Origin of the sequence: Sphingomonas sp. M1-B02 (assembly GCF_026167525.1) — a bacterium.
In the GTDB taxonomy this organism is placed as follows: domain Bacteria; phylum Pseudomonadota; class Alphaproteobacteria; order Sphingomonadales; family Sphingomonadaceae; genus Sphingomonas.
Map to the genome: position 1 here is coordinate 1,950,920 of NZ_CP110679.1, position 20,129 is coordinate 1,971,048.

Consider the following 20,129-nt stretch of genomic DNA (forward strand, 5'->3'; position numbering starts at 1 on the left):
AGCGCGCTCACTCCGTGTCGAACAGGGCGGCGAGCTGCTCGACCATCGTGCCGGCCAATTGCTCCGCATCCATGATCGTCACGGCGCGCTGATAGTAACGCGTCACGTCATGCCCGATGCCGATCGCCACCAGCTCGACCGGCGATCGCCCCTCGATCCAACCGATCACCTGACGCAGATGCCGCTCCAGATAGGAGCCCGAATTGACCGACAGCGTCGAATCGTCGACCGGCGCGCCGTCCGAGATCACCATCAATATCTTGCGATCCTCATGCCGCGCGATCAGTCGGCTGTGCGCCCAGAGCAAGGCCTCGCCGTCGATATTCTCCTTGAGCAGCCCTTCACGCATCATCAGCCCGAGCGATTTCTTCGCGCGGCGCCACGGCTCGTCGGCCTGCTTGTAGACGATATGCCGGACGTCGTTGAGCCGCCCGGGCTGCGCGGGGCGCCCCTCGGCCAGCCATTTCTCGCGGCTCTGCCCGCCCTTCCAGGCGCGCGTGGTGAAGCCGAGGATCTCGGTCTTGACCCCCACCCGCTCCAGCGTGCGCGCCATGATGTCGGCGCTGATCGCCGCGATCGAGATCGGCCGCCCGCGCATCGATCCGCTATTGTCGATCAGGAGCGTGACCACCGTGTCCTTGAACTCGGTGTCGCGTTCGGACTTGTAGCTGAGCGACAGCATCGGATTGACGATGACCCGCGCCAGCCGCGCGGCATCGAGGATGCCCTCTTCCTGATCGAAGTCCCAGCTGCGATTCTGCTGCGCCATCAGCCGGCGCTGGAGCCGGTTGGCGAGCTTGGTCACCGCGCTCTGCAGATGGACCAGCTGCTGGTCGAGATAGGAGCGCAGCCGATCGAGCTCCTCGGTGTCGCACAATTCAGTCGCGGCGATCACTTCGTCGAACTGGGTGGTGTAGGGGCGATATTCGAACTGCGGCGGCATGTCGCCCCAGGGCCGGTTGGGGCGGACCGGCTGCATGCCGTCCTCGCCATCGTCGCCGGGCTCGCCGTCGCCATCCTCCATCGCCTCGGACTGGCTCTGCTCGCCATCTTCGCTCTGGTCGGAGTCGCTCTGCTCGCCGCGGGCCTCGACCTGGCCGTCGCCTTCGGAGGCTTCGCTGTCGCCTTCCTCGTCGCCGGGCTGCTCCTGCTCGTCGGTGCCCTCGTCCTCGCCGCCGCCCTCGTCGCTCTCGTCGGGCACCATCTCGCCCTCGACGAGGTCGAGATCCTGAAGCAATTTGGCGGCGAGGCTGGCAAATACCTTCTGGTCGTCGATCGCCAGCGCCAGCGAATCGAGATCGCTGCCGGCCCGCGCCTCGATCCACTCACGGACCAGCGCCATGCCCAGCGCGACGCTCGCCGGCGCCTCGCGCCCGGTCAACCGCTCGCGGACCATCAGCCCCACTGCCGTGGAGAGCGGCACTTCCTCGCGATTGCGCGCACGCGTGATCGGATCGGAGCGCAGCCGCACACCCAGCGAATGATCGAGATTGTCGGCAATGCCGGCAAAACCGCGCGAGCCCAGCGCCTCGACCCGCGCCGTCTCGATCGCGTCGAACACCGCGCGCGCCACCGGCTCGACAGGCGCACCGCGATTGTGAATCGCGCTGTCGTGATGCTTGATCCGCAGCGCAAAGCCGTCCGCAAATCCCCGCGCCTCGGCCACCTGCTCGGCGGGGAGCGTGCGCGACGGCATCGGCACGCGGATGCTCCGCCCGCTCTGGTTCGGCGCGTCCGAGGTGAAGGACAGCTCCGCCTCGCCTTCGCCCGACAGCGCACGCGCGGTGCCGCCGAGGACGGTGCGCAGCTGTTCGAGAGGGGTGTCGGTCGCCATTACCAAAGTACCTTGCAGCCGAAAGCGGCAATTTCTCGATCCTTGGTAATCACCGTCAGATCATCGATTATTGCCTGCGCCGCGATCAGGCGATCGAACGGATCGCGATGTTTGCCTTCCAGAAATCCAGCCCGCAATGCGTGTCGATCGAGAATGTCGAGGGCCATGAAGCCGTTGGCCGTCATCAGCGGTGCATCGTCGCGGCGAAAATCCTCAATTTCAGGCAGCTTGCCCGACGAGCTTTTGATCGCGATTTCCCACACGCTTGCGACGCTAACGCAAATTTCGCTGGCACCTTCTTCAATGATGTTGCGGCCTGCTTGGCCAAGCCGGCTTGCATCGGTCCACCACCAGATCAGGCTATGCGTATCGAGCAGATACCGGCTCACGGAAAATACTTGTCGAGCCGCTTGCCTTCCCAGAGCTCAAGTTCGTCCTCCGGCAAGGGATCGAACCACACCGAATCAGGTATCTCTCTCAAAACCTTGAGTCCGCCGGGCTGCCGCTTTGGCTTTACCGCTGGAGCGTGATCAAGCGGCACCAATCGAGCCCAAGGCTGCCCGGCCTTGGCCAGCAATATCTCTTCGCCAGCATGGGCACGATCCATCAGCTTCGAAAGCTGAGTCTTCGCATCGTGGACGTTGAACGTCTTTTGCGGATCGGCATCGGCCATAGCGTGCTCCAAACTGGACTTAGCTAAGTTAGCCCACTCGCCAGGTGGACTCAAGCTTTCGCCACCACGCTCTCGGGCAAATCCTTCCCGAACACGCGCTGATAATATTCGGCGACCTGCGCGCGCTCGGCCTCGTCGCATTTGTTGAGGAACGACAGGCGGAAGGCGAAGCCGACATCGCCGAAGATCAGGGCGTTCTGCGCCCAGGTGATCACCGTCCGCGGCGACATCACCGTGGAAATGTCCCCGTTGATGAAGCCCTTGCGCGTCAGGTCGGCGACGCGGACCATATTCTCGACCGCTTCCTTGCCGCCGGGCTTGTCATATTCGCCCGACTTGGCGAGCACGACCTGCGCCTCCACCGCGGCGGGCAGATAGTTGAGCGCGACGACGATGTTCCAGCGGTCCATCTGGCCCTGGTTGATCTGCTGGGTACCGTGATAGAGCCCGCTGGTGTCGCCCAGGCCGACCGTATTGGCGGTCGCGAACAGCCGGAAATAGGGGTTGGGCCGGATCACCCGATTCTGGTCGAGCAGGGTCAGCTTGCCCTCGGTCTCCAGCACGCGCTGGATCACGAACATCACGTCGGGGCGGCCGGCATCATATTCGTCGAACACCAGGGCGGTCGGCGTCTGCAGCGCCCAGGGGAGCAGGCCCTCGCGGAATTCGGTCACCTGCTGGCCGTCGCGCAGCACGATCGCGTCGCGGCCGATCAGGTCGATCCGGCTGATATGCGCGTCGAGGTTGATCCGGATGCAGGGCCAGTTCAGCCGCGCTGCGACCTGCTCGATATGCGTCGACTTGCCGGTGCCATGATAGCCCTGCACCATGACGCGCCGGTTGTGCGCAAAACCCGCGAGAATCGCGAGCGTGGTATCGGCATCGAACACATAGGCCGGATCGAGATCGGGCACCCGCTCGTCGGCCTCGCTGAACGCCGGGCATTCCATGTCCGAATCGATCCCGAACAGCTCGCGGACGCGGATCATCTTGTCCGGCGCGTCGAGGATCGTGGTCTCCCGGCTGTCGGGCTGGGTGTTGGGAATGTCGGCCATCGCTGCTTCCTGGAAGTCCGCATGTCGCGCGGAATGGGCTATGCGAGGTAGAGCGTCCCATCCCGCACCGCAACGTCAAAGCTTCCGGCGCGATGCGATCAGGTGCGGTGTAGCCGCACCGGAGCGCTCGGCGCACGGGCGACCACGCCCTTGGCCTCGAGATCGAGCTGCACCGCCTTGATCCACCAGCCGGCCTTGTCGCCGCCGGGGAAGAGCGATTCCGGCAGCCGCGGCAGGACCGCCTCCTTGAGCTTGGGCACGGTCACCCCCGGCGCGGCATCGGGCAGCACCGCCAGCACGGCTTCGCGCATCGCATTGAACTTCGCGGCGTCGACCGGATAGGTCTTGCCGGGCTGCAGCACATTCTCGATCGCGATCCGCTCGGATTTGCCGGCCATGCTGGCCTCCTTTTCTACATCTTGGGGGGAAGGACGAACAAGCTGACGAAGCGCCCGGCCAGCGCACGATCGCCGCCAAGGCGCAGCACCCCGGCCGCCTCGGCGTCGGCAAAGGGCCGCCCGCCATAGACCAGCGACGCCAGCGTCATCGGATCGGTATCGAACAGGGTATCCGCAGTCTCCGGCTCGGCCCGTTCTATCGTAATTGCTTGACCGGCTACCTGCGCGACGAACCCCTCGGCACCGAAGCGAAAACCGACGCGCGAATCCCATCCCGCCGCCCGCTCGCGGCTGATCATCGTCCGGAACGACATCATGATCGACGCGGCCGACAGCGGCAACGTGGGATCGTGCAGCGGCGATTTGGCGGCCCAGCGGCCCAGCTCCTGGATCGCGATCTCGCTGTCATAGCCCCAGGGGGTCAGCTCATAGACCTGTACCGAAGCCGGCGGCGGCAGCTTGCGGCGCAGCAGCACGCCGCTTGCCTCCAGGCTATCGAGCCGTTGCGTCAGGATATTGGCGCTGATCGCACCCAGGCTCGCCTTCAGTTCGGAAAAGCGCCGTCCGCCGAACATCAGTTCGCGAACGATCAGCAGCGACCAGCGCTCGCCCACCAGCTCGAGCGCCAGCGCGGTCCCGCACGCGTCGTCATACCAGCGATTTTCGAGCGGCCTTGGCGGCTTGGTCATTTTTTGTAACTTCCTGGTTGCTTTTAATAACTGATGCCCGCATCAAGGTCAACGACGCGATTCGCAACGCACTGTTTCGCAAAAGGAGACGGCCGATGCCGCAAATGGTATTCATCAATCTGCCCGTGAAGGATGTCGCCGCGTCCACTGCCTTTTACGAGGCGATCGGCTGCACCAGGGATGCGCGCTTCAGCGGCGATCATGCCTCGGCGATGATATTGTCGGACACGATCACGTTCATGATCCTGGGCCACAGCTTCTTCGCGGGGTTCACGCCCAAGCCGATCGCCGACGCCCATGCCACCACCGAAGTGCTGATCTGCATCTCGCGCGAAAGCCGCGCCGATGTGGACGCGATTGTGGCGCGGGCCGCGGCGGCGGGCGGTAGGGCGGATATCCGGGAGGCACAGGATATGGGCTTCATGTACAGCCGCGCGTTCGAGGATCTCGACGGCCATATCTTCGAGCCGATGCATATGGACGTCGACGCAGCGCTCAAGGCGATGTCGGCGCAGGCCGAGCCCGCCGAATGAGCCCGCAGGCAATGACGATCGGCGGGTGGTCGCTGAGCGGACTGCTGATCCTGTTCCTCATGGTCGATATGGGCATGAAGTTCGCCCTGCTCCAGCCGGTGATCGACGCCCATGCGCAATTGGGCTGGCCGAGCGATGCCGCTACCATCCGCATCCTCGCCGCGATCCTGCTGATCGCCACTGCGCTCTATGCCTTTCCGCGGACATCGCTGCTCGGCGCGATCCTGATAACGGCCTATCTCGGCGGAGCGGTAGCCACGCACGCCAGGATATCCAGCCCGCTGTTCACGCACACATTGTTCGGCGTTTATATCGGAGTGCTGCTTTGGGCCGGCCTGTGGCTGCGCGATGCCCGGCTGCGTGATCTCTTACCCCTTTCGACTTGAGGAGAGCGCCGATGAGTCAGAAAATCACCCCCGTTTTGTGGTTCGACCATGTCGGCGAGGAAGCTGCGGCCTTCTACGTGTCGCTGCTGCCCGACAGCCGCATTGATCAGGTCATCCGCGCGCCATCGGACAATCCCAGCGGCGGCGAAGGTGCGGCGCTGGTAGTCGATTTCACGCTCGCCGGGCAGAAATATGCAGCGCTCAACGGCGGCCCCGATTTCAAGCCCAACGAAAGCGTGTCGTTCCAGATCGTCACCGAGGATCAGGAAGAGACCGACAGGCTGTGGAACGCGATCGTCGGCAATGGCGGCGCCGAGAGCATGTGCGGCTGGTGCAAGGACAAATGGGGCTTCAACTGGCAGATCACGCCGCGCGTCCTGCTCGACCTGCTGATCGATCCTATTCCCGGCCGCGCCAAGCGCGGGTTCGAGGCGATGATGACGATGCGGAAGATCGATATAGCCACGATCCAGGCCGCCGCCGACGCTGCCTGAACCCCGACCACAGGAGAGAGAATATGCCCGTTGACAGTGATGCGCCGGTCCGGATCAGCGCCTTTGCCTGGGTCCCGGAATTCGCCCGCGGCCAGGTCCGCGATCTACGCGTCCGCTGGGCGCTGGAGGAAGCCGGCATTCCCTATTCGGTGCGCAAGCTCGAAGCGATGACGGCGCGCCCCGCCGATTATTTCGAGGAACAGCCGTTCGGACAGGTGCCGAGCTATCGCGACGCCGATGTCGAACTGTTCGAATCGGGCGCGATCGTCCTGCATGTCGGCGAACAGTCCGAAGCGCTCCTGCCCGCCGATCCCGGCGAACGCGCCCGCGCCGCCGCCTGGCTGTTCGCGGCGCTCAACACGCTCGAACCGCAGGTCCAGCAGCTCGGCTCGATCGACTTCTTCCACAAGGACGAGGCCTGGACCCGCGAGCGCCGTCCGCAGGTGCTCGAGATGGTCAATCTTCGGCTCAAGCAGATCGCCGACCATCTCGGCGAACGGGAATGGCTGGAAGACCGCTTCACCGTCGGCGACCTGATGATGACCACGGTGCTGCGCATCCTCAACGGCAAGGACATCGTCGAACAATATCCGAACCTCGCCGCCTACCAGGCGCGGGCCGAGGCGCGGCCCGCATTCGGCCGGGCGCTGGCCGCCCAGCTCGCCGACTTCGAAGATCGATAGGACCCTACCGAATAGGAGATGAGACATGGCATATATGGACGGCTTCGTACTCGCGGTGCCCGAAGGCAATAAGGACGATTATCTTGCCATGGCGGCCGTGACCGCAACGATCTTCCGCGAATCCGGCGCGACCCGGGTGGTGGAAGCCTGGGGCAACGATGTGCCGCACGGGACGAACACCGATTTCTACATGGCGACGAAGGCCGAGGAAGGCGAAGTCATCGTCTTCTCCTGGATCCTCTGGCCCTCGAAGGAAGTGCGCGACGCCGGCTGGGAAAAGATGACGTCCGACGAGCGTATGAAGGCCTTTGGCGAGATGCCGTTCGACGGCAAGCGCATGTTCTGGGGCGGCTTCGATCCGATCCTCGACGAAGGCGAGGGCTGAGCGGCAAGCCAGGGAGACAGAGGATGACCAACCCACACGGCACCCCGATCTGGTTTGAATTGATCACCAGCGACCCCGACGCCGCCGGCGCCTTTTATGCCAAGGTGATCGACTGGAGCGTCGGCAGCTTCGATGGCGCGACCGTCGCCGGACCGGAGGATTACCGGGTCTTCTCCGCAAGCGACGGCGAAGGCGTGGCCGGATTGATGAAAATTCCGGACGGCGCGCCACCGCAGCCGGCTTGGTTCGGCTATGTCGGGGTTGACGATGTCGACGCCGCGGTTGCCGGCATCACCGCCGCCGGTGGAAGCATCCAGATGCCCGCGATCACGCTCGAGGGCGTAGGCCGAATGGCGATGGTGACCGATCCGCAGGGCGTGCCCTTCTATGTGATGAAGGGTGCCAGCCCCGAACCGAGCACGGCCTTCAAGCGCATGTCGCTGGGGCACGGCGAATGGAACGAGCTGAGCACAAGCGACGACGCCGCTGCGCTCGACTTCTACGCCGCGCAGTTCGGCTGGAAAAAGGATGGCGCTATGCCGATGGGCGCGATGGGCGACTATAGCTTCCTCAGCCATGGCGGGCAGATGATCGGCGCGGTGATGCGCACCCCACCCGGCGAGCAGCCCCGCTGGAACTACTTCTTCCGCGTCGGCGACATCGACGAGGCGGAGACGCGCATCACCGATGCCGGCGGCACCATTCGTCATGGGCCGATCGAAGTACCCGGCGGCGACTTCGTCATCTACGCAACCGATCCGCAGGGCGCCCGCTTCGGCGTCGTCGGCAGCCGATAGGGAACACCCCATGTCCGAGCATGAACTCGTCGTCGAGCGTCTGATGGACGCTCCCGCCGGAGCGCTGTGGCGCGCCTACACCGATCATCTCAACGAATGGTTCTGCCCAAAGCCCTGGCGGGCCGAAGTGGTCGAAATGGACCTGCGCGCGGGAGGTCGCTCGTCGATCACCATGTATGGCCCGGACGGCGAAGTGATGCCCAATGACGGCGTCTATCTGGAAGTCGTCCCCGAGCGGCGCTTGGTCTTCACCGATGCCTTCACTGTCGGCTGGGAGCCGGCGGGCCCCTTCTTCGTCGGGTCGTTCGAGTTCGAACCGCAGGGCGACAAGACGCTGTTCCGCGGCCGCGCGCGCCACTGGACCGAGGAAGCGCGCAACCAGCATGCGGAGATGGGCTTCGAGCAGGGCTGGGGGGTGATGGCCGAGCAATGGGAGGAAGTCGCCCGGCGGATCGCGGCGGGTGCGTAGGATCATCGGCATGGCGTTCGTGTCGCTGGACGGCGTGATGCAGGCGCCGGGCGGACCGAACGAGGATCCCACCGGCGGCTTCGAGCTTGGCGGCTGGCTGCCCGCGGTCGACGACGAGGCGCTCGGCAACCAGATCATGACCTATTTCAGCCGGCCCTTCGATCTGTTGCTGGGGCGCCGGACCTGGGAGATCTTCGCGGCGCACTGGCCGTTCATGACCGATAACGGCCCGATCACCACCAGCTTCCGCGACTGCCGCAAATATGTGCTGACTCGCTCGGACATCGCGCTCGACTGGGCCGGAAGCGAGCGCATCCCCGATCTCGAGACGCTCGCCGAGCTGAAGCAAGGCGAGGGCCCGGACCTGCTGATCCAGGGCAGCTCTACCCTCTATCCGCAGCTCCTGGAGCGCGGGCTGATCGACCGCCTGGTCCTGCTGGTCGCGCCGCTGCTGCTGGGCAGCGGCAAGAAGCTGTTCGGCGACGGCACCCCGGCCGGTCGCTGGATGCTGGTGGAACAGCGGACCGGCAGCGGCGGCATGGCGATCGGCACCTATGATCGCGCGGGCCCGGTAGAGACGGGGTCGTTCGAAGTGCCTGAACTCAATCCGCGCGAAATCGCACGCCGCGAGAAGCTGCAGCGCGAAGGCTAGGCGAAGGCGGGCGAACCCTTGAGCTGCTGATAGGCGGCGATCACATCCTGCAGCCGGCTCTCATGGCTGCGATCCCCGCCGTTGCGATCGGGATGATATTGCCGGACCAGCTCCGAATAGCGTTTGCGCAGCCCCGTGCGATCGACATCGACTTCCAGCGCGAGCGTGCGCAGCGCCTCGCGATCGCGCCCGGACAGCGGCCTGCCGTCCTTGCGCTCCACCGGCATGCTACCCCGCCAGCGGGCGCCGATCGCGTCGAGCGGATCGCTGAAATCGGCCCAGCGCGGCGGGCGATCGGCGCCGCCGGTGGCGTTGAAGGCGCGGGTCTCGCGCTCCCAGCCGGCGAAGGGCTTCTGCGCGTCATGGATCTCGTCGGGGCTCATCCCCTTGAAGAAATTATAGCCCGTGTTGAACGCGCGAACATGATCGAGGCACAGCCAGCGGAAGCGCGGCGGACCGTCGGCGGCATGGCCGCTGCCCTCCAGCGGCGGTGCGCGGAACTCGCCGGCTTCCGCGCATCCCGGCTCGGCGCACATCCGCCCCTCCGCCTCCACGCGACCGTGGAAGCGGGCATTGGGACGATCTTTGCGGGAATTGCTGGCAGGCACGCGACACTCTCGGGCAAACCGCTTATATAGGCGCCATGAACGCTCCCGCCAGCGGCCCCTTGGCCGATCAGATCGCCGCCCGTCTCACCGCCGCGCTCGACCCGACGCATCTCGTGGTCAGCAACGACAGCGCCCAGCATAGTGGCCATATGGGCGACGACGGCAGCGGCGAATCGCATTTCTCGGTGACGATCGAGAGCCCCGCCTTCGCCGGCGTGTCGCGCGTCGAGCGGCAGCGGCTGGTCAACCGCGCGCTCGCCGATCTGCTCGCCGAGCGCATCCACGCCCTCGCCATCCGCGCCCGCGCACCGGGGGAAGCCGCATGACCGACGATCTGATCCTCCACACCATCGCGCCCGTCACCCACGATCTCGGCGGGTTCAAGGTCCACCGCACCCTCCCCTCGCGCCCGCGGACGATGGTCGGCCCCTTCATCTTCTTCGACCAGATGGGCCCGGCGCATCTCGACGTCGGCAACGGCATCGACGTCCGGCCGCATCCGCATATCAACCTGGCGACGGTGACCTATCTCTACGCCGGCGCGATCGGCCACCGCGATTCGCTGGGGACCGAGGCCGTGATCACGCCGGGCGCGGTGAACCTGATGACCGCCGGCCACGGCATCGTCCATTCGGAGCGATCGCCCTCGGCCGAGCGCGCGGTCGGCCCCGAATTGTCGGGCATCCAGACCTGGCTGGCGCTCCCCGAGCGCGACGAGGAAGCGGACCCCGCCTTCGAGCATGTCGCCGCGGCGGATCTCCCGGTGATCGAGGCGAGCGGCGCCACCGCGCGCGTGATCATGGGCGACCTGTGGGGCGCCAGCGCCCCCACCACCACTTATGCCCAGACGATTTATGGCGACATCGCGCTGGAGGCCGGCAGCAGCATCCCGATCGATCCGGCCGCCGACGAACGCGCGCTCTACGTCTCGATGGGCGACGCGACACTCGACGGACTGACGCTCGAGCCGATGACGCTCTACGTCCTGCGCCCCGGCACGCATGCGACGCTGCGCTCGGCCGGCGGCGCGCGCGTGATGCTGTGCGGCGGCGAGGCCTTCACCACCCCGCGCCACGTCTGGTGGAACTTCGTCTCGTCGAGCCGCGATCGCATCAACCAGGCCAAGGAAGACTGGAACGCCGGCAATTTCCCCAGGGTGCCGGGCGACGACAAGGAATGGATCCCGATCCCCGAGGTCCCGAAGACGGTCAGCTATCCGTAACCAATAAGCCCCTCCCCTTCAGGGGAGGGGTTGGGGTGGGGCTATCCGCGGGCGACGGTCTCGGTGAGACGCCCCCCACCCCCCACCCCTCCCCCGAGGGGGAGGGGCTCAAGAAGGAGCAGGCCATGGACGTCGATCTAACCCGCATCGCCCTCCCCACCGGGGTCGAGCTCGACGTCGCCATCGCCGGAAACCCCGCGAACCCGCCGATCATCCTCCTCCACGGCTTCCCCGAATCGCACCGCACCTGGCGCCACCAGATCCCCGAGCTCGCCCGCGACTATTATGTCGTCGCCCCCGACCAGCGCGGCTTCGCCCGCTCGTCCAAGCCCGAAGGCGTCGAGCAATACACCCCCGCCAAGATCGTCGAGGATTTGCTCGCGCTCGCCGATCATCTCGGCATTCAAGGCTTTACGCTCGTCGGCCATGATTGGGGCGGCGCGATCGCCTGGATGGCGGCGCTGCAGAACCCCAGGCGGATCGAGCGGCTGATCATCCTCAACGCCCCGCACCCGAAGGTCTTCCAGAAGAGCCTGTTCGACGATCCCGCGCAACGCAAGGCGAGCCAATATATCAATCGCTTCCGCGACACCCGGCTCGACCAGGGCCTGGTCGGCGCGGGGCTGGAGCGCTTCTTCGCCTCCACCTTCGCCCAGCATATCGTCGGCGGGATCGCCGGCGAGGACAAGGCGGCCTATATGGACGAATGGGGCCAGCCCGGCGCGATGACCGCGATGCTCAACTGGTACCGCGCCAGCGCGATCCAGGTGCCCTTGCCCGACGAGGATGCCGAGCGCCCCGCCTGGCTCGACGCCCCCTTCCCGCCGATCCCCCAGCCGACGCTCGTGATCTGGGGGATGAAGGATTTCGCGCTGCTGCCGGTGCAGCTGGAGGGGCTGGGCGCACTGGTGCCCGATCTGACGCTGGTGGAGATTGCGGAGGGCGGCCATTTCATCCCCTGGGAAAAGCCCGAGGCGGTCACCGCGGCGATGCGCGAGTGGCTGTTGCGCCACTAGCTCCCCTCCCTGCAAAGGGAGGGGTTGGGGGTGGGTGCGCGGCGCCAGCCGCGCTCCTGCGCCAACAGCAAAGGCGAGGCATCGAGCCTCGCCTCCGCTAAACCCACCCCTTGATCCCCTCCCTTTCAGGGAGGGGAGGCTCTCAGGAGTAAGCCCGCATCACATAGGGCCGCGTCGCATAAGGCGGCGCCAGCGCCTCGACCCACGCCCCATGCGCGTGGGTCAGCGCCACAAGCTGCATCGGCACCTCCCCCGGCCAACCCCGAACCCGCACTTCGTGGCGGTGGAGATCGCGATTGGGCTCCATCATCACCCAGCCCAGCGGTCGCTCCGCCGTAGCCCGCGCGCCCGCCGCCAGCATCGCATCGGCGATCCGCTGCTGGGTCGCATCGGGCAGATATTGCCACACCACCGAATGCATCAGCACCCGCGTGACCCCTTCGGCCTGCGACTCGGCCAGCCGCGCCTCGACCCAATCGGCGGCATCGCCCTCGACCAGATCCACCCCCTCGGCGCGCACCATCGCGATGGTCTTTTCCAGCCGCGCCTGCCGCTCGACATTCTCGACCCAGCAATAGGCTTGGAGCCGTTCGGCATCGCGATCGCCCGACAGATCGAGCGGCTGGATGTCGACGCCGCGGGTGGAGACGATCTCGACCGCGACATCGGGCGGCGGCGGTCCGCGCCACTCGGGCCTGATCTCGACCGGCGAGTCGGCGGGGCCGCTGCGAACCCCGCCCAGGTCGAAGCGATAGCGGTGGATCAGCAGGTTGAGCCCGGCGCTCGATCCGATTTCGAGTATTTCGAATTTCGAGCCATAGCGCGCGGCCAAGTGAAGGAGCGCGGTCATCAGCCCGGCCGAGCGGCCCGCTTCGTTGGTCTGCGGGGGACCGTCCAGCCAGGGCAGCAACTCCGCGTCATGCGTGACGAACACACGCTGCAGGATGGCGGCCACGACATCGGGATCGGAAAGCTGGCCGCTGAAAACCGGCGCAAGCGCCCCCACGCCGCGGCGATACAGCGCATGCAGCCCCCCGATCAGCCGCAGCACGAGCGCGTCCGCCACCGGTTCGCCCGGCCAATCGAGCACGCGCCGCCCGGTCGCGCTCTCTCGCGAAATCGTCGGACCCAGCACGGTGGCGATCCGCGCGGTGATCGGCGCCGCCATCGCCTCGCAATAGCCCGCCTGGATGCGGAAAGCGTCGCGATTGGTCGGTTCGTCTGCCACGGCACCCTTGTTGCGCCCGGCCCACCCCCCAAGTAAAGCCCCGGCCACACATGCAAGAACCGCTCATCCTAGCCGTGCCGAAAGGCCGGATCCTCGACGAGGCGTTGCCGCTCCTCGCGCGCGTCGGGATCGTGCCCGAACCCGCTTTCTCGGACGAGAAGAGCCGCGCGCTGCGCTTCAAGACCGACAATCCGGCGATCGACCTGATCCGCGTCCGCGCCTTCGACGTGGCGACCTTCGTCGCGCACGGTGCCGCGCAGCTCGGCATCGTCGGCTCCGACGTGCTGGCCGAGTTCGACTATTCGGAGCTCTATGCGCCGGTCGATCTCGGCATCGGCCATTGCCGCATCTCGGTCGCCGAGCCCGCCGACATGGCGGAGAAGGACGATCCGCGCGGCTGGAGCCACGTCCGCATCGCCACCAAATATCCCCACATCACCCGCGCCCATTTCGAGGCGCGCGGCGTGCAGGCCGAATGCGTCAAGCTCAACGGCGCGATGGAGCTGGCTCCGGTGCTGGGCCTCGCCCCGCGGATCGTCGACCTGGTGTCCTCGGGCAAGACGCTCAAGGAAAATGGCCTGGTCGAGGTCGAGGTGATCGCGCACATAACCTCGCGACTGATCGTCAACCGCGCCGCATTCAAGATGCGCGCGGGCGAAGTCGTCCCGCTGGTGGATGCATTCCGGAGGGCCGTGGCCCCTCTTAGCCCCTCCCCTTCAGTGGAGGGGTCGGGGGTGGGGGATGTCTCACGGAGACTAGCGCCCGCGGATAGGCCCCCCCCCAACTCCTCCCCTGAAGGGGAGGGGCGAGAAACGTCATGATCCGCCTAGACTCCACCATCCCCGGTTTCGCCGCCGCCTTCACCACCCTAGTCAACGCCCGCCGCGAGGCGGACGAGGACGTCGCGCGCAACGTCACCCACATCATCAAGCGCGTCCGCGACGAAGGCGATGCCGCGGTCAAGGACCTCACCCGCCTCTTCGACAAGCATGATCTCGACCAGACCGGCTGGGCGATCGATCGCACCGATTGCCTCGCGGCCTGGGAAGGCCTCGAACCGAGCCTGCGCGACGCACTCGAACTCGCCGCGGAGCGGATCGCGATCTACCACGCCAAGCAGAAGCCCGCGGACAGCGACACGATCGATGCGCAGGGCATCCGCCTCGGCGCGCGGTGGAGCGCGGTGGACGCGGCCGGCATCTACGTCCCCGGCGGCCGGGCGGCCTATCCCTCCTCGGTGCTGATGAACGCCATCCCCGCAAAGGCGGCGGGCGTGCGTCGCCTCGTGATGGTCACCCCGACTCCGAACGGCGAGATCAACCCGCTGGTGCTCGCCGCCGCGCACATCGCCGGCGTGGACGAGATCTGGCGCGTCGGCGGCGCGCAGGCGGTCGCAGCGCTCGCTTATGGCACCGATCATATCGCGCCGGTCGACGTCATCACCGGCCCGGGCAACGCCTGGGTCGCGGAGGCCAAGCGCCAGCTCTACGGCGTCGTCGGCATCGACATGGTCGCCGGCCCGTCCGAGATCGTGGTCGTCGCCGACGGCAAGAACGATCCCGACTGGATCGCCGCCGATCTGCTCAGCCAGGCCGAGCATGATCCGACCAGCCAGTCGATCCTCTTCACCGACGATGCCGCCTTCGCCGATGCCGTCGCCGCCGCGGTCGACGCCCAGATCCCGATGCTCAGCACCGCCGAGACCGCGCGCACCAGCTGGGACGCCAATGGCGCGATCATCCTGGTGCCGAGCCTGGCCGAGGCAATCCCCCTGGTCGATCGGCTCGCGCCCGAGCATCTCGAGCTCGCCTGCGACGACGCCGAGGCGCTGTTCGACCTGGTCCGCCATGCCGGCTCGGTCTTCCTCGGCCGCCACACGCCCGAGGCGGTCGGCGATTATGTCGCGGGGCCCAACCACGTCCTCCCCACCGGCCGCCGCGCGCGCTTCGCGTCGGGGCTCTCGGTGCTCGATTTCATGAAGCGCACCAGCTTTCTGGCGCTCGACCCGGCCGGACTGGCGGCGATCGGGCCCGCCGCCGTGGCGCTGGCGAATGCCGAGGGGCTTCCTGCGCATGCCCGGTCGGTGGCGATCCGGTTGACGGACTAGCTTTCCATACTTCGTCATTCCGGCGAACGCCGGAATCCAGAATCACATGGCCGTCGCTCCCGACCCTGGATCCCGGCTGTCGCCGCGATGACGATCGTAGAATAGGGTCAAACTTACTTCACCGCCGCATTGCCGCCATCGGCGTAGAGCGCGGATCCGGCGACGAAGCTGCTCATCGGGCTGGCAAGAAACAGCGCGGCCTGGGCGATCTCCTCGGGCTCGGCGATCCGCTTCATCGCGTGGAGCCCCGCCGCCCACTCCTTCTGCGCGGTATCACCGGCCGCCGGCGTGTCGGTGCCGCCGGGCAGCAGTGCGTTGGCGCGGATACCCTCGGCGGCGTGATCGGCGGTGATGCCCTTGACCAGCCCCATCAGCGCCGCCTTGCTTGTGCCGTAAGCGGCCATGCCGGGGATGCCGACGCTGGTGCCGACGAAGGACGAGACGAAAACGATCGAGCCGCCGCCCGAAGCCCGCATCGCCGGGATCTGCGCACGTGCCCCCAGGAATGCGCCGGCCAGATTGGTGCGCATCAGCCCCTCCCAATCTTCGAGCGACACCGTCTCGATCGGTCCGTAGGCGCCGACGACCCCGGCATTGTTGACGGCCATATCCAGGCCGCCTAGCCGATCCGCTGCTTCGATCAGCGCCCGGTGCGTCGCTTCCTCGCCTACATCCCCGACGACTGTCGAAGCGCGCCCGCCATCGGCTTCAATCTCCGCCTGCACGTCGGCGAGCGCCGCCTCGTTCCGCCCATTGAGCACGACGGCGGCGCCGTTCCGAGCAAAGAGCCGTGCCGTTGCGCGGCCGATGCCGGAGGATGCGCCGGTAACGATCGCTGTCTTTCCTTCGAGTGTTTGCATTTCCGTCTCCTTCTGGGCGACGGCTAGGGGCGTGGGCGGCGCCCAGCTTCCCGGCGCTTGCGGCCAAACGGGCGTTTGTCTTTGCCTTGGGCGGGCTGCGGTCCTATCTGCGCCGCCATGTCCAGTCCCAAAGCCAAGAGCCGTTCAAAGGCCCGCTCCGCCGCTCGGCTCGCCGCCGTTCAGGCGCTCTACCAGCACGACATGGAAGCGACTCCGGTCGCGGCCCTGCTCCACGAATTCCACCAGCATCGGCTGGGCGCGACGATCGAGGATGTCGAATATGCCGAAGCCGATGTCGGCTTCTTCGACGATCTGGTGAAGGGCGTGACCGCGCGCAGCGATGAGATCAACCGGCTGATCGCCAGCAAGCTGGCCGACGACTGGTCGATGGAGCGGCTCGACAAGCCGATGCGCCAGGTCCTGCGCGCCGGCGCCTATGAGCTGCTCGCCCGGCCCGACATTCCGGTGGGCGCGGTGATCAACGAATATCTCGACGTGACCGACGCCTTTTACGACCGTCGCGAAAAGGGCTTCGTCAACGGCCTGCTCGACGCGATCGCGAAGGAAGTGCGCGGGTGACCCTGTCCTCCCCGGCACGGGGAGGGGGACCGCCAGCGCAGCTGGTGGTGGAGGGGGCGCGCCACAAAGACGGTCGCAGGCGGATAGCCCCCTCCACCAGCCTTCGGCTGGTCCCCAGTGCGTGGTCGATCGTGCCCCCGGCACGATCTTGGATTGCCGGGGGCAATCCAACCTCGCACTCCGTGCCGGGGAGGATATGAACGAACTAGACTTCATCGCCGCGCTGCGCAGCCTTCCGCTCCACCCGGGCGCGCAGGGGCTGCGCGACGATTGCGCCATGCTGGCATTCGGCACCGAAACGCTGATCCTCACCCACGACATGATCGCCGAGGGCGTCCACTACCGCCCTGGCACCAATCCCGCCGACGTGGCCTGGAAATTGGTCGCGGTGAACCTGTCCGACCTCGCCGCCAAAGGCGCCGAGCCGATCGGCGTGCTGCTCGGCGCCACCCTGCTCGAAGCCAGCGACCGCTTCGTCGCGGGCCTCCGCGAGATCCTCGAAACCTACGCCGTCATGCTTCTCGGCGGCGACACGATCGCCGTCGCCCCCGGCACCCCCGCAAGCTTCGGCTGCACCGCGATCGGCCGCGCGATCGGCCCGGTTCCCTTGCGCAGCGGCGCGCAGGCCGGAGACGCACTCTACGTCACCGGCACGATCGGCGCGGCGATGCTCGGCTTCCGCGCGGGCGACGGCCCCGCTTACCTCCGCCCCCGTCCCAGGCTGGCCGAGGGCCGGGCGCTCGCTCCTATGGTCCACGCGATGATGGACGTCTCCGACGGCCTCCTGCTCGACGCCTCGCGCATGGCCGGGGCAAGCAACTGCACCGCCGCGATCGAGCTGGACGCGATCCCCTTCGCCGACGGCGTCGCGCCGGACGATCGCATCGCCGCGGCAAGCTGGGGCGACGATTACGAGCTATTGTTCGCCGCATCCGCGGATGTGGCGCTGCCCATCCCCGCGACACGCGTCGGGACGATGATCGCGAAGGGGCCCCTCCCCCTCCTGCTCGACGGCAACTCGCCCCCCGAAAAGCTCGGCTACGCGCATAGTTGAGCCGCTTGCGCTCGCCCGAACCCCGCTTATACCTTGGCGACCACGCAACAATCGGCGTTCGACCGATGCGAGTTCAAAGGTCTTAGGGGAAGGACTTCACCACATGACGATTGTGTATATTGCCATGGTCTGCGGGCTGATTGCCGTGGCCTATGGCTTCTTTACCAGCCAGCAAGTGCTCCGCGCACCTGCCGGCAACGAGAAGATGCAGGATATCGCCGCCGCCATCCAGGAAGGGGCGGGCGCCTATCTCACCCGGCAATATACCGCCATCGCCATCGTCGGCGCGGTCGTCGCGGTGGTGCTGTTCCTCACCCTCGGCTGGCTTTCGACCGCCGGCTTCCTCATCGGCGCCGTGCTTTCGGGCGTCGCCGGCTTCGTCGGCATGAACATCTCGGTGCGCGCCAACGTCCGCACCGCCGAGGCCGCGCGCACCTCGCTGCAGGGCGGGCTCACCCTAGCCTTCCGTTCGGGCGCGATCACCGGCATGCTGGTGGCGGGGCTCGGCCTGCTCTCGATCGCGATCATCTTCTGGTATCTGATCGAGCAAGGCGGCTTCGCCCCCAATTCGCGCGAAGTCATCGCGGCGCTCACCGCGCTCGCGTTCGGCGCGTCGCTCATCTCGATCTTCGCGCGGCTGGGCGGCGGCATCTTCACCAAGGCGGCCGATGTCGGCGCCGATCTGGTCGGCAAGGTCGAGGCCGGCATCCCCGAGGACGATCCCCGCAACCCCGCCGTCATCGCCGATAACGTAGGCGACAATGTCGGCGACTGCGCGGGCATGGCCGCCGACTTGTTCGAAACCTATGTCGTCACGCTCGGCCTCACGATGGTCTCGATCGCGCTGCTGATGACCGGGCTCGACAGCGATACCCTCATGCGGCTGATGTCGCTGCCGCTGATCATCGGCGGGGTGTGCATCATCACCTCGATCATCGGCACCTATTTCGTCCGCCTCGGCAAGAGCCAGTCGATCATGGGCGCGCTCTACAAGGGCTTCTGGGTCACCGTCGGCCTCTCGGTCCCCGCAATCTACTTCGCCACCCAATATGCGCTGGGCGGCGACATGAACGCGCTGCTCGGCGGCCCCAGCGGCCTCAGCGACGCAATCAGCGACACCACCGGCACCGACGCGTTCAGCGCGGTGCTCGCGGCCGGCCCGAGCTTCACCGGCATGGACCTGTTCTGGTGCATGATGGTCGGCCTGGGCGTCACCGGGCTGCTGGTGTGGATCACCGAATATTATACCGGCACCAATTACCGCCCGGTCCGCTCGATAGCCAAGGCATCCGAGACCGGCCACGGCACCAACGTCATCCAGGGCCTGGCGATCAGTCTCGAATCGACCGCGCTGCCGACGCTGGTGATCGTCGTCGCGGTGATCGCCACCTATCAGATCGCCGGCATCATCGGCGTCGCCTTCGCCGCCACCTCGCTCCTCGCGCTCGCGGGCATGGTCGTGGCACTCGACGCCTACGGCCCGGTGACCGACAATGCCGGCGGCATCGCCGAAATGGCGGGGCTCCCGGACGACGTCCGCCATCGCACCGACGCGCTCGACGCGGTGGGCAACACCACCAAGGCGGTCACCAAGGGGTACGCCATCGGCTCGGCGGCGCTCGCGGCTTTGGTCCTGTTCGGCGCCTACACCACCGATCTCGACCATTATTCGGTCGAGCTCGGCCTCACCCAGCCGGTCGATTTCTCGCTCTCCAACCCCTATGTGATCGTCGGCCTGCTGCTCGGCGCGCTGCTCCCCTACCTCTTCGGCGCGATGGGGATGACCGCGGTGGGCCGCGCGGCCGGCGCGGTGGTCGAGGATGTCCGGCGCCAGTTCCGCGAAAATCCCGGCATCATGGCGGGCACCAGCCGCCCCAATTACGCGCACACCGTCGACATCGTCACCCGGGCGGCGATCAAGGAGATGATCGTCCCCTCGCTGCTGCCGGTGCTGGCGCCGGTGGTGGTGTTCTTCGCCATCTCCTGGGTCGCCACCTTCGGCGCGCCCGACATATTGCCGACCGGCTATGACAGCGCCGACGCCTATGGCCGCTCGCAGGGCTTCGCCGCGGTCGGCGCGCTGCTGCTCGGGGTGATCGTCTCGGGCCTGTTCGTCGCCATCTCGATGACTTCGGGCGGCGGCGCGTGGGACAATGCCAAGAAATATATCGAGGACGGCAATCATGGCGGCAAGGGCAGCGAGGCGCACAAGGCCGCGGTGACCGGCGACACCGTCGGCGATCCCTATAAGGACACCGCGGGCCCCGCGGTGAACCCGATGATCAAGATCACCAACATCGTCGCCCTGCTGCTGCTAGCGGCGCTGGCAGGCGGCGGCGCCGGCTGATCCGCGCACCTACCATGGGCACAGGAACAACCCCGTCCGGAGCCTCTCCGGGCGGGGTTT

General features: G+C 66.9%; 25 protein-coding genes. 16 read left to right on the top strand and 9 right to left on the bottom strand.

Annotated features, from left to right (window positions below; translation table 11 throughout):
- Positions 1-7: 7 nt before the first annotated feature.
- The 6 genes from cobT to OKW87_RS09315 all read right to left on the bottom strand — a co-directional run bounded on the left by cobT (position 8) and on the right by OKW87_RS09315 (position 4,649).
- Positions 8-1,834 (bottom strand): cobaltochelatase subunit CobT, encoded by a 1,827-nt coding sequence (gene cobT, locus OKW87_RS09290; RefSeq protein WP_265538820.1) that lies wholly within the window; start codon positions 1,832-1,834, stop codon positions 8-10.
- Positions 1,834-2,223 carry a type II toxin-antitoxin system VapC family toxin gene (locus OKW87_RS09295; RefSeq protein WP_265538822.1) on the bottom strand — a complete coding sequence of 130 codons (390 nt, stop codon included), beginning with the start codon at positions 2,221-2,223 and terminating at the stop codon, positions 1,834-1,836. The genes cobT and OKW87_RS09295 overlap by 1 nt, the downstream gene beginning before the upstream one ends.
- Positions 2,220-2,507 (bottom strand): type II toxin-antitoxin system Phd/YefM family antitoxin, encoded by a 288-nt coding sequence (locus tag OKW87_RS09300; RefSeq protein WP_265538823.1) that lies wholly within the window; start codon positions 2,505-2,507, stop codon positions 2,220-2,222. Before OKW87_RS09300 ends, OKW87_RS09295 begins: the two co-directional genes overlap by 4 nt.
- Before the next feature lie 50 nt (positions 2,508-2,557).
- Complete coding sequence (gene cobS / locus OKW87_RS09305; RefSeq protein ID WP_265538824.1) at positions 2,558-3,562, bottom strand: cobaltochelatase subunit CobS; 1,005 nt, start codon at positions 3,560-3,562, stop codon at positions 2,558-2,560.
- A 98-nt stretch (positions 3,563-3,660) separates the two neighbouring features.
- Positions 3,661-3,960: a DUF6958 family protein gene (locus OKW87_RS09310; RefSeq protein WP_265538826.1), complete on the bottom strand. Its 300-nt coding sequence runs from the start codon at positions 3,958-3,960 to the stop codon at positions 3,661-3,663.
- 14 nt (positions 3,961-3,974) lie between these two features.
- The gene (locus tag OKW87_RS09315) at positions 3,975-4,649 is read right to left on the bottom strand and encodes a winged helix-turn-helix transcriptional regulator (protein WP_265538827.1); all 675 of its coding nucleotides are present in this window, start codon (positions 4,647-4,649) and stop codon (positions 3,975-3,977) included.
- A 95-nt stretch (positions 4,650-4,744) separates the two neighbouring features.
- Between OKW87_RS09315 and OKW87_RS09320 the strand changes: the two genes are divergently transcribed.
- The 8 genes from OKW87_RS09320 to OKW87_RS09355 are packed head-to-tail and all read left to right on the top strand — an operon-like array spanning position 4,745 to position 9,048.
- Positions 4,745-5,182 carry a VOC family protein gene (locus OKW87_RS09320; protein ID WP_265538829.1) on the top strand — a complete coding sequence of 146 codons (438 nt, stop codon included), beginning with the start codon at positions 4,745-4,747 and terminating at the stop codon, positions 5,180-5,182.
- Positions 5,179-5,568 carry a DoxX family protein gene (locus tag OKW87_RS09325; RefSeq protein WP_265538831.1) on the top strand — a complete coding sequence of 130 codons (390 nt, stop codon included), beginning with the start codon at positions 5,179-5,181 and terminating at the stop codon, positions 5,566-5,568. The genes OKW87_RS09320 and OKW87_RS09325 overlap by 4 nt, the downstream gene beginning before the upstream one ends.
- Before the next feature lie 11 nt (positions 5,569-5,579).
- Positions 5,580-6,062 (top strand): VOC family protein, encoded by a 483-nt coding sequence (locus OKW87_RS09330; protein WP_265538833.1) that lies wholly within the window; start codon positions 5,580-5,582, stop codon positions 6,060-6,062.
- A 23-nt stretch (positions 6,063-6,085) separates the two neighbouring features.
- Entirely contained in the window at positions 6,086-6,745 is a 660-nt protein-coding gene (locus OKW87_RS09335) for a glutathione S-transferase family protein (RefSeq protein ID WP_265538835.1), read from the top strand.
- Positions 6,746-6,770: 25 nt separating this feature from the next.
- Positions 6,771-7,130, top strand: a complete 360-nt coding sequence (locus OKW87_RS09340) for a DUF1428 domain-containing protein (RefSeq protein ID WP_265538836.1) — start codon at positions 6,771-6,773, stop codon at positions 7,128-7,130.
- A 23-nt stretch (positions 7,131-7,153) separates the two neighbouring features.
- The gene (locus OKW87_RS09345; protein WP_265538838.1) at positions 7,154-7,927 is read left to right on the top strand and encodes a VOC family protein; all 774 of its coding nucleotides are present in this window, start codon (positions 7,154-7,156) and stop codon (positions 7,925-7,927) included.
- A 10-nt stretch (positions 7,928-7,937) separates the two neighbouring features.
- On the top strand, positions 7,938-8,396 hold the full coding sequence (locus OKW87_RS09350) for an SRPBCC family protein (protein ID WP_265538840.1): 459 nt from the start codon (positions 7,938-7,940) through the stop codon (positions 8,394-8,396).
- Positions 8,389-9,048: a dihydrofolate reductase family protein gene (locus OKW87_RS09355; protein ID WP_265538843.1), complete on the top strand. Its 660-nt coding sequence runs from the start codon at positions 8,389-8,391 to the stop codon at positions 9,046-9,048. Before OKW87_RS09350 ends, OKW87_RS09355 begins: the two co-directional genes overlap by 8 nt.
- Here the strand turns inward: OKW87_RS09355 and OKW87_RS09360 are convergent.
- On the bottom strand, positions 9,045-9,656 hold the full coding sequence (locus tag OKW87_RS09360; protein WP_443025044.1) for a DnaJ domain-containing protein: 612 nt from the start codon (positions 9,654-9,656) through the stop codon (positions 9,045-9,047). The two genes, OKW87_RS09355 and OKW87_RS09360, sit on opposite strands and share 4 nt — an antisense overlap.
- A 35-nt stretch (positions 9,657-9,691) precedes the next feature.
- Between OKW87_RS09360 and OKW87_RS09365 the strand changes: the two genes are divergently transcribed.
- From OKW87_RS09365 to OKW87_RS09375, 3 genes are all read left to right on the top strand, one after another.
- Positions 9,692-9,982 (top strand): BolA family protein, encoded by a 291-nt coding sequence (locus OKW87_RS09365; protein WP_265538845.1) that lies wholly within the window; start codon positions 9,692-9,694, stop codon positions 9,980-9,982.
- Positions 9,979-10,878 (top strand): pirin family protein, encoded by a 900-nt coding sequence (locus tag OKW87_RS09370; protein ID WP_265538846.1) that lies wholly within the window; start codon positions 9,979-9,981, stop codon positions 10,876-10,878. The genes OKW87_RS09365 and OKW87_RS09370 overlap by 4 nt, the downstream gene beginning before the upstream one ends.
- A gap of 125 nt (positions 10,879-11,003) precedes the next feature.
- Positions 11,004-11,894: an alpha/beta fold hydrolase gene (locus tag OKW87_RS09375; protein ID WP_265538848.1), complete on the top strand. Its 891-nt coding sequence runs from the start codon at positions 11,004-11,006 to the stop codon at positions 11,892-11,894.
- 142 nt (positions 11,895-12,036) lie between these two features.
- Here the strand turns inward: OKW87_RS09375 and OKW87_RS09380 are convergent, their stop codons facing one another.
- Positions 12,037-13,122 carry a DUF2332 domain-containing protein gene (locus OKW87_RS09380; protein ID WP_265538850.1) on the bottom strand — a complete coding sequence of 362 codons (1,086 nt, stop codon included), beginning with the start codon at positions 13,120-13,122 and terminating at the stop codon, positions 12,037-12,039.
- Positions 13,123-13,172: 50 nt separating this feature from the next.
- On the opposite strand from OKW87_RS09380, the gene hisG reads away from it, so the two are divergent.
- Together hisG and hisD are read left to right on the top strand one after the other, a co-directional pair.
- Entirely contained in the window at positions 13,173-13,943 is a 771-nt protein-coding gene (hisG, locus tag OKW87_RS09385; protein ID WP_265538851.1) for an ATP phosphoribosyltransferase, read from the top strand.
- On the top strand, positions 13,940-15,229 hold the full coding sequence (gene hisD / locus OKW87_RS09390) for a histidinol dehydrogenase (protein ID WP_265538853.1): 1,290 nt from the start codon (positions 13,940-13,942) through the stop codon (positions 15,227-15,229). Before hisG ends, hisD begins: the two co-directional genes overlap by 4 nt.
- 113 nt (positions 15,230-15,342) lie before the next feature.
- On the opposite strand, the gene OKW87_RS09395 is transcribed toward hisD, so the two are convergent.
- Positions 15,343-16,089, bottom strand: a complete 747-nt coding sequence (locus OKW87_RS09395; RefSeq protein ID WP_265538855.1) for an SDR family oxidoreductase — start codon at positions 16,087-16,089, stop codon at positions 15,343-15,345.
- Positions 16,090-16,206: 117 nt separating this feature from the next.
- Here OKW87_RS09395 and nusB point away from each other — a divergent pair, with 117 nt between their 5' ends.
- The 3 genes from nusB to OKW87_RS09410 all read left to right on the top strand — a co-directional run bounded on the left by nusB (position 16,207) and on the right by OKW87_RS09410 (position 20,069).
- The gene (nusB, locus tag OKW87_RS09400; RefSeq protein ID WP_265538857.1) at positions 16,207-16,668 is read left to right on the top strand and encodes a transcription antitermination factor NusB; all 462 of its coding nucleotides are present in this window, start codon (positions 16,207-16,209) and stop codon (positions 16,666-16,668) included.
- Between the two features lie 196 nt (positions 16,669-16,864).
- Positions 16,865-17,722, top strand: coding sequence for a thiamine-phosphate kinase (gene thiL / locus OKW87_RS09405; RefSeq protein WP_265538859.1), 858 nt, complete (start codon positions 16,865-16,867; stop codon positions 17,720-17,722).
- A gap of 103 nt (positions 17,723-17,825) precedes the next feature.
- Entirely contained in the window at positions 17,826-20,069 is a 2,244-nt protein-coding gene (locus tag OKW87_RS09410; protein ID WP_265538860.1) for a sodium-translocating pyrophosphatase, read from the top strand.
- Positions 20,070-20,129: the final 60 nt, after the last annotated feature.

What these genes read in the sequence shown, in the direction of transcription:
- cobT (WP_265538820.1), bottom strand. Translation starts at nt 1,834, where the DNA reads ATGGCGACCGACACCCCTCTCGAACAGCTGCGCACCGTCCTCGGCGGC.
- OKW87_RS09300 (WP_265538823.1), bottom strand. Translation starts at nt 2,507, where the DNA reads ATGGCCGATGCCGATCCGCAAAAGACGTTCAACGTCCACGATGCGAAG.
- cobS (WP_265538824.1), bottom strand. Translation starts at nt 3,562, where the DNA reads ATGGCCGACATTCCCAACACCCAGCCCGACAGCCGGGAGACCACGATC.
- OKW87_RS09310 (WP_265538826.1), bottom strand. Translation starts at nt 3,960, where the DNA reads ATGGCCGGCAAATCCGAGCGGATCGCGATCGAGAATGTGCTGCAGCCC.
- OKW87_RS09315 (WP_265538827.1), bottom strand. Translation starts at nt 4,649, where the DNA reads ATGACCAAGCCGCCAAGGCCGCTCGAAAATCGCTGGTATGACGACGCG.
- OKW87_RS09320 (WP_265538829.1), top strand. Translation starts at nt 4,745, where the DNA reads ATGCCGCAAATGGTATTCATCAATCTGCCCGTGAAGGATGTCGCCGCG.
- OKW87_RS09325 (WP_265538831.1), top strand. Translation starts at nt 5,179, where the DNA reads ATGAGCCCGCAGGCAATGACGATCGGCGGGTGGTCGCTGAGCGGACTG.
- OKW87_RS09330 (WP_265538833.1), top strand. Translation starts at nt 5,580, where the DNA reads ATGAGTCAGAAAATCACCCCCGTTTTGTGGTTCGACCATGTCGGCGAG.
- OKW87_RS09335 (WP_265538835.1), top strand. Translation starts at nt 6,086, where the DNA reads ATGCCCGTTGACAGTGATGCGCCGGTCCGGATCAGCGCCTTTGCCTGG.
- OKW87_RS09340 (WP_265538836.1), top strand. Translation starts at nt 6,771, where the DNA reads ATGGCATATATGGACGGCTTCGTACTCGCGGTGCCCGAAGGCAATAAG.
- OKW87_RS09345 (WP_265538838.1), top strand. Translation starts at nt 7,154, where the DNA reads ATGACCAACCCACACGGCACCCCGATCTGGTTTGAATTGATCACCAGC.
- OKW87_RS09350 (WP_265538840.1), top strand. Translation starts at nt 7,938, where the DNA reads ATGTCCGAGCATGAACTCGTCGTCGAGCGTCTGATGGACGCTCCCGCC.
- OKW87_RS09365 (WP_265538845.1), top strand. Translation starts at nt 9,692, where the DNA reads ATGAACGCTCCCGCCAGCGGCCCCTTGGCCGATCAGATCGCCGCCCGT.
- OKW87_RS09370 (WP_265538846.1), top strand. Translation starts at nt 9,979, where the DNA reads ATGACCGACGATCTGATCCTCCACACCATCGCGCCCGTCACCCACGAT.
- OKW87_RS09375 (WP_265538848.1), top strand. Translation starts at nt 11,004, where the DNA reads ATGGACGTCGATCTAACCCGCATCGCCCTCCCCACCGGGGTCGAGCTC.
- hisG (WP_265538851.1), top strand. Translation starts at nt 13,173, where the DNA reads ATGCAAGAACCGCTCATCCTAGCCGTGCCGAAAGGCCGGATCCTCGAC.
- hisD (WP_265538853.1), top strand. Translation starts at nt 13,940, where the DNA reads ATGATCCGCCTAGACTCCACCATCCCCGGTTTCGCCGCCGCCTTCACC.
- OKW87_RS09395 (WP_265538855.1), bottom strand. Translation starts at nt 16,089, where the DNA reads ATGCAAACACTCGAAGGAAAGACAGCGATCGTTACCGGCGCATCCTCC.
- nusB (WP_265538857.1), top strand. Translation starts at nt 16,207, where the DNA reads ATGTCCAGTCCCAAAGCCAAGAGCCGTTCAAAGGCCCGCTCCGCCGCT.
- thiL (WP_265538859.1), top strand. Translation starts at nt 16,865, where the DNA reads ATGAACGAACTAGACTTCATCGCCGCGCTGCGCAGCCTTCCGCTCCAC.
- OKW87_RS09410 (WP_265538860.1), top strand. Translation starts at nt 17,826, where the DNA reads ATGACGATTGTGTATATTGCCATGGTCTGCGGGCTGATTGCCGTGGCC.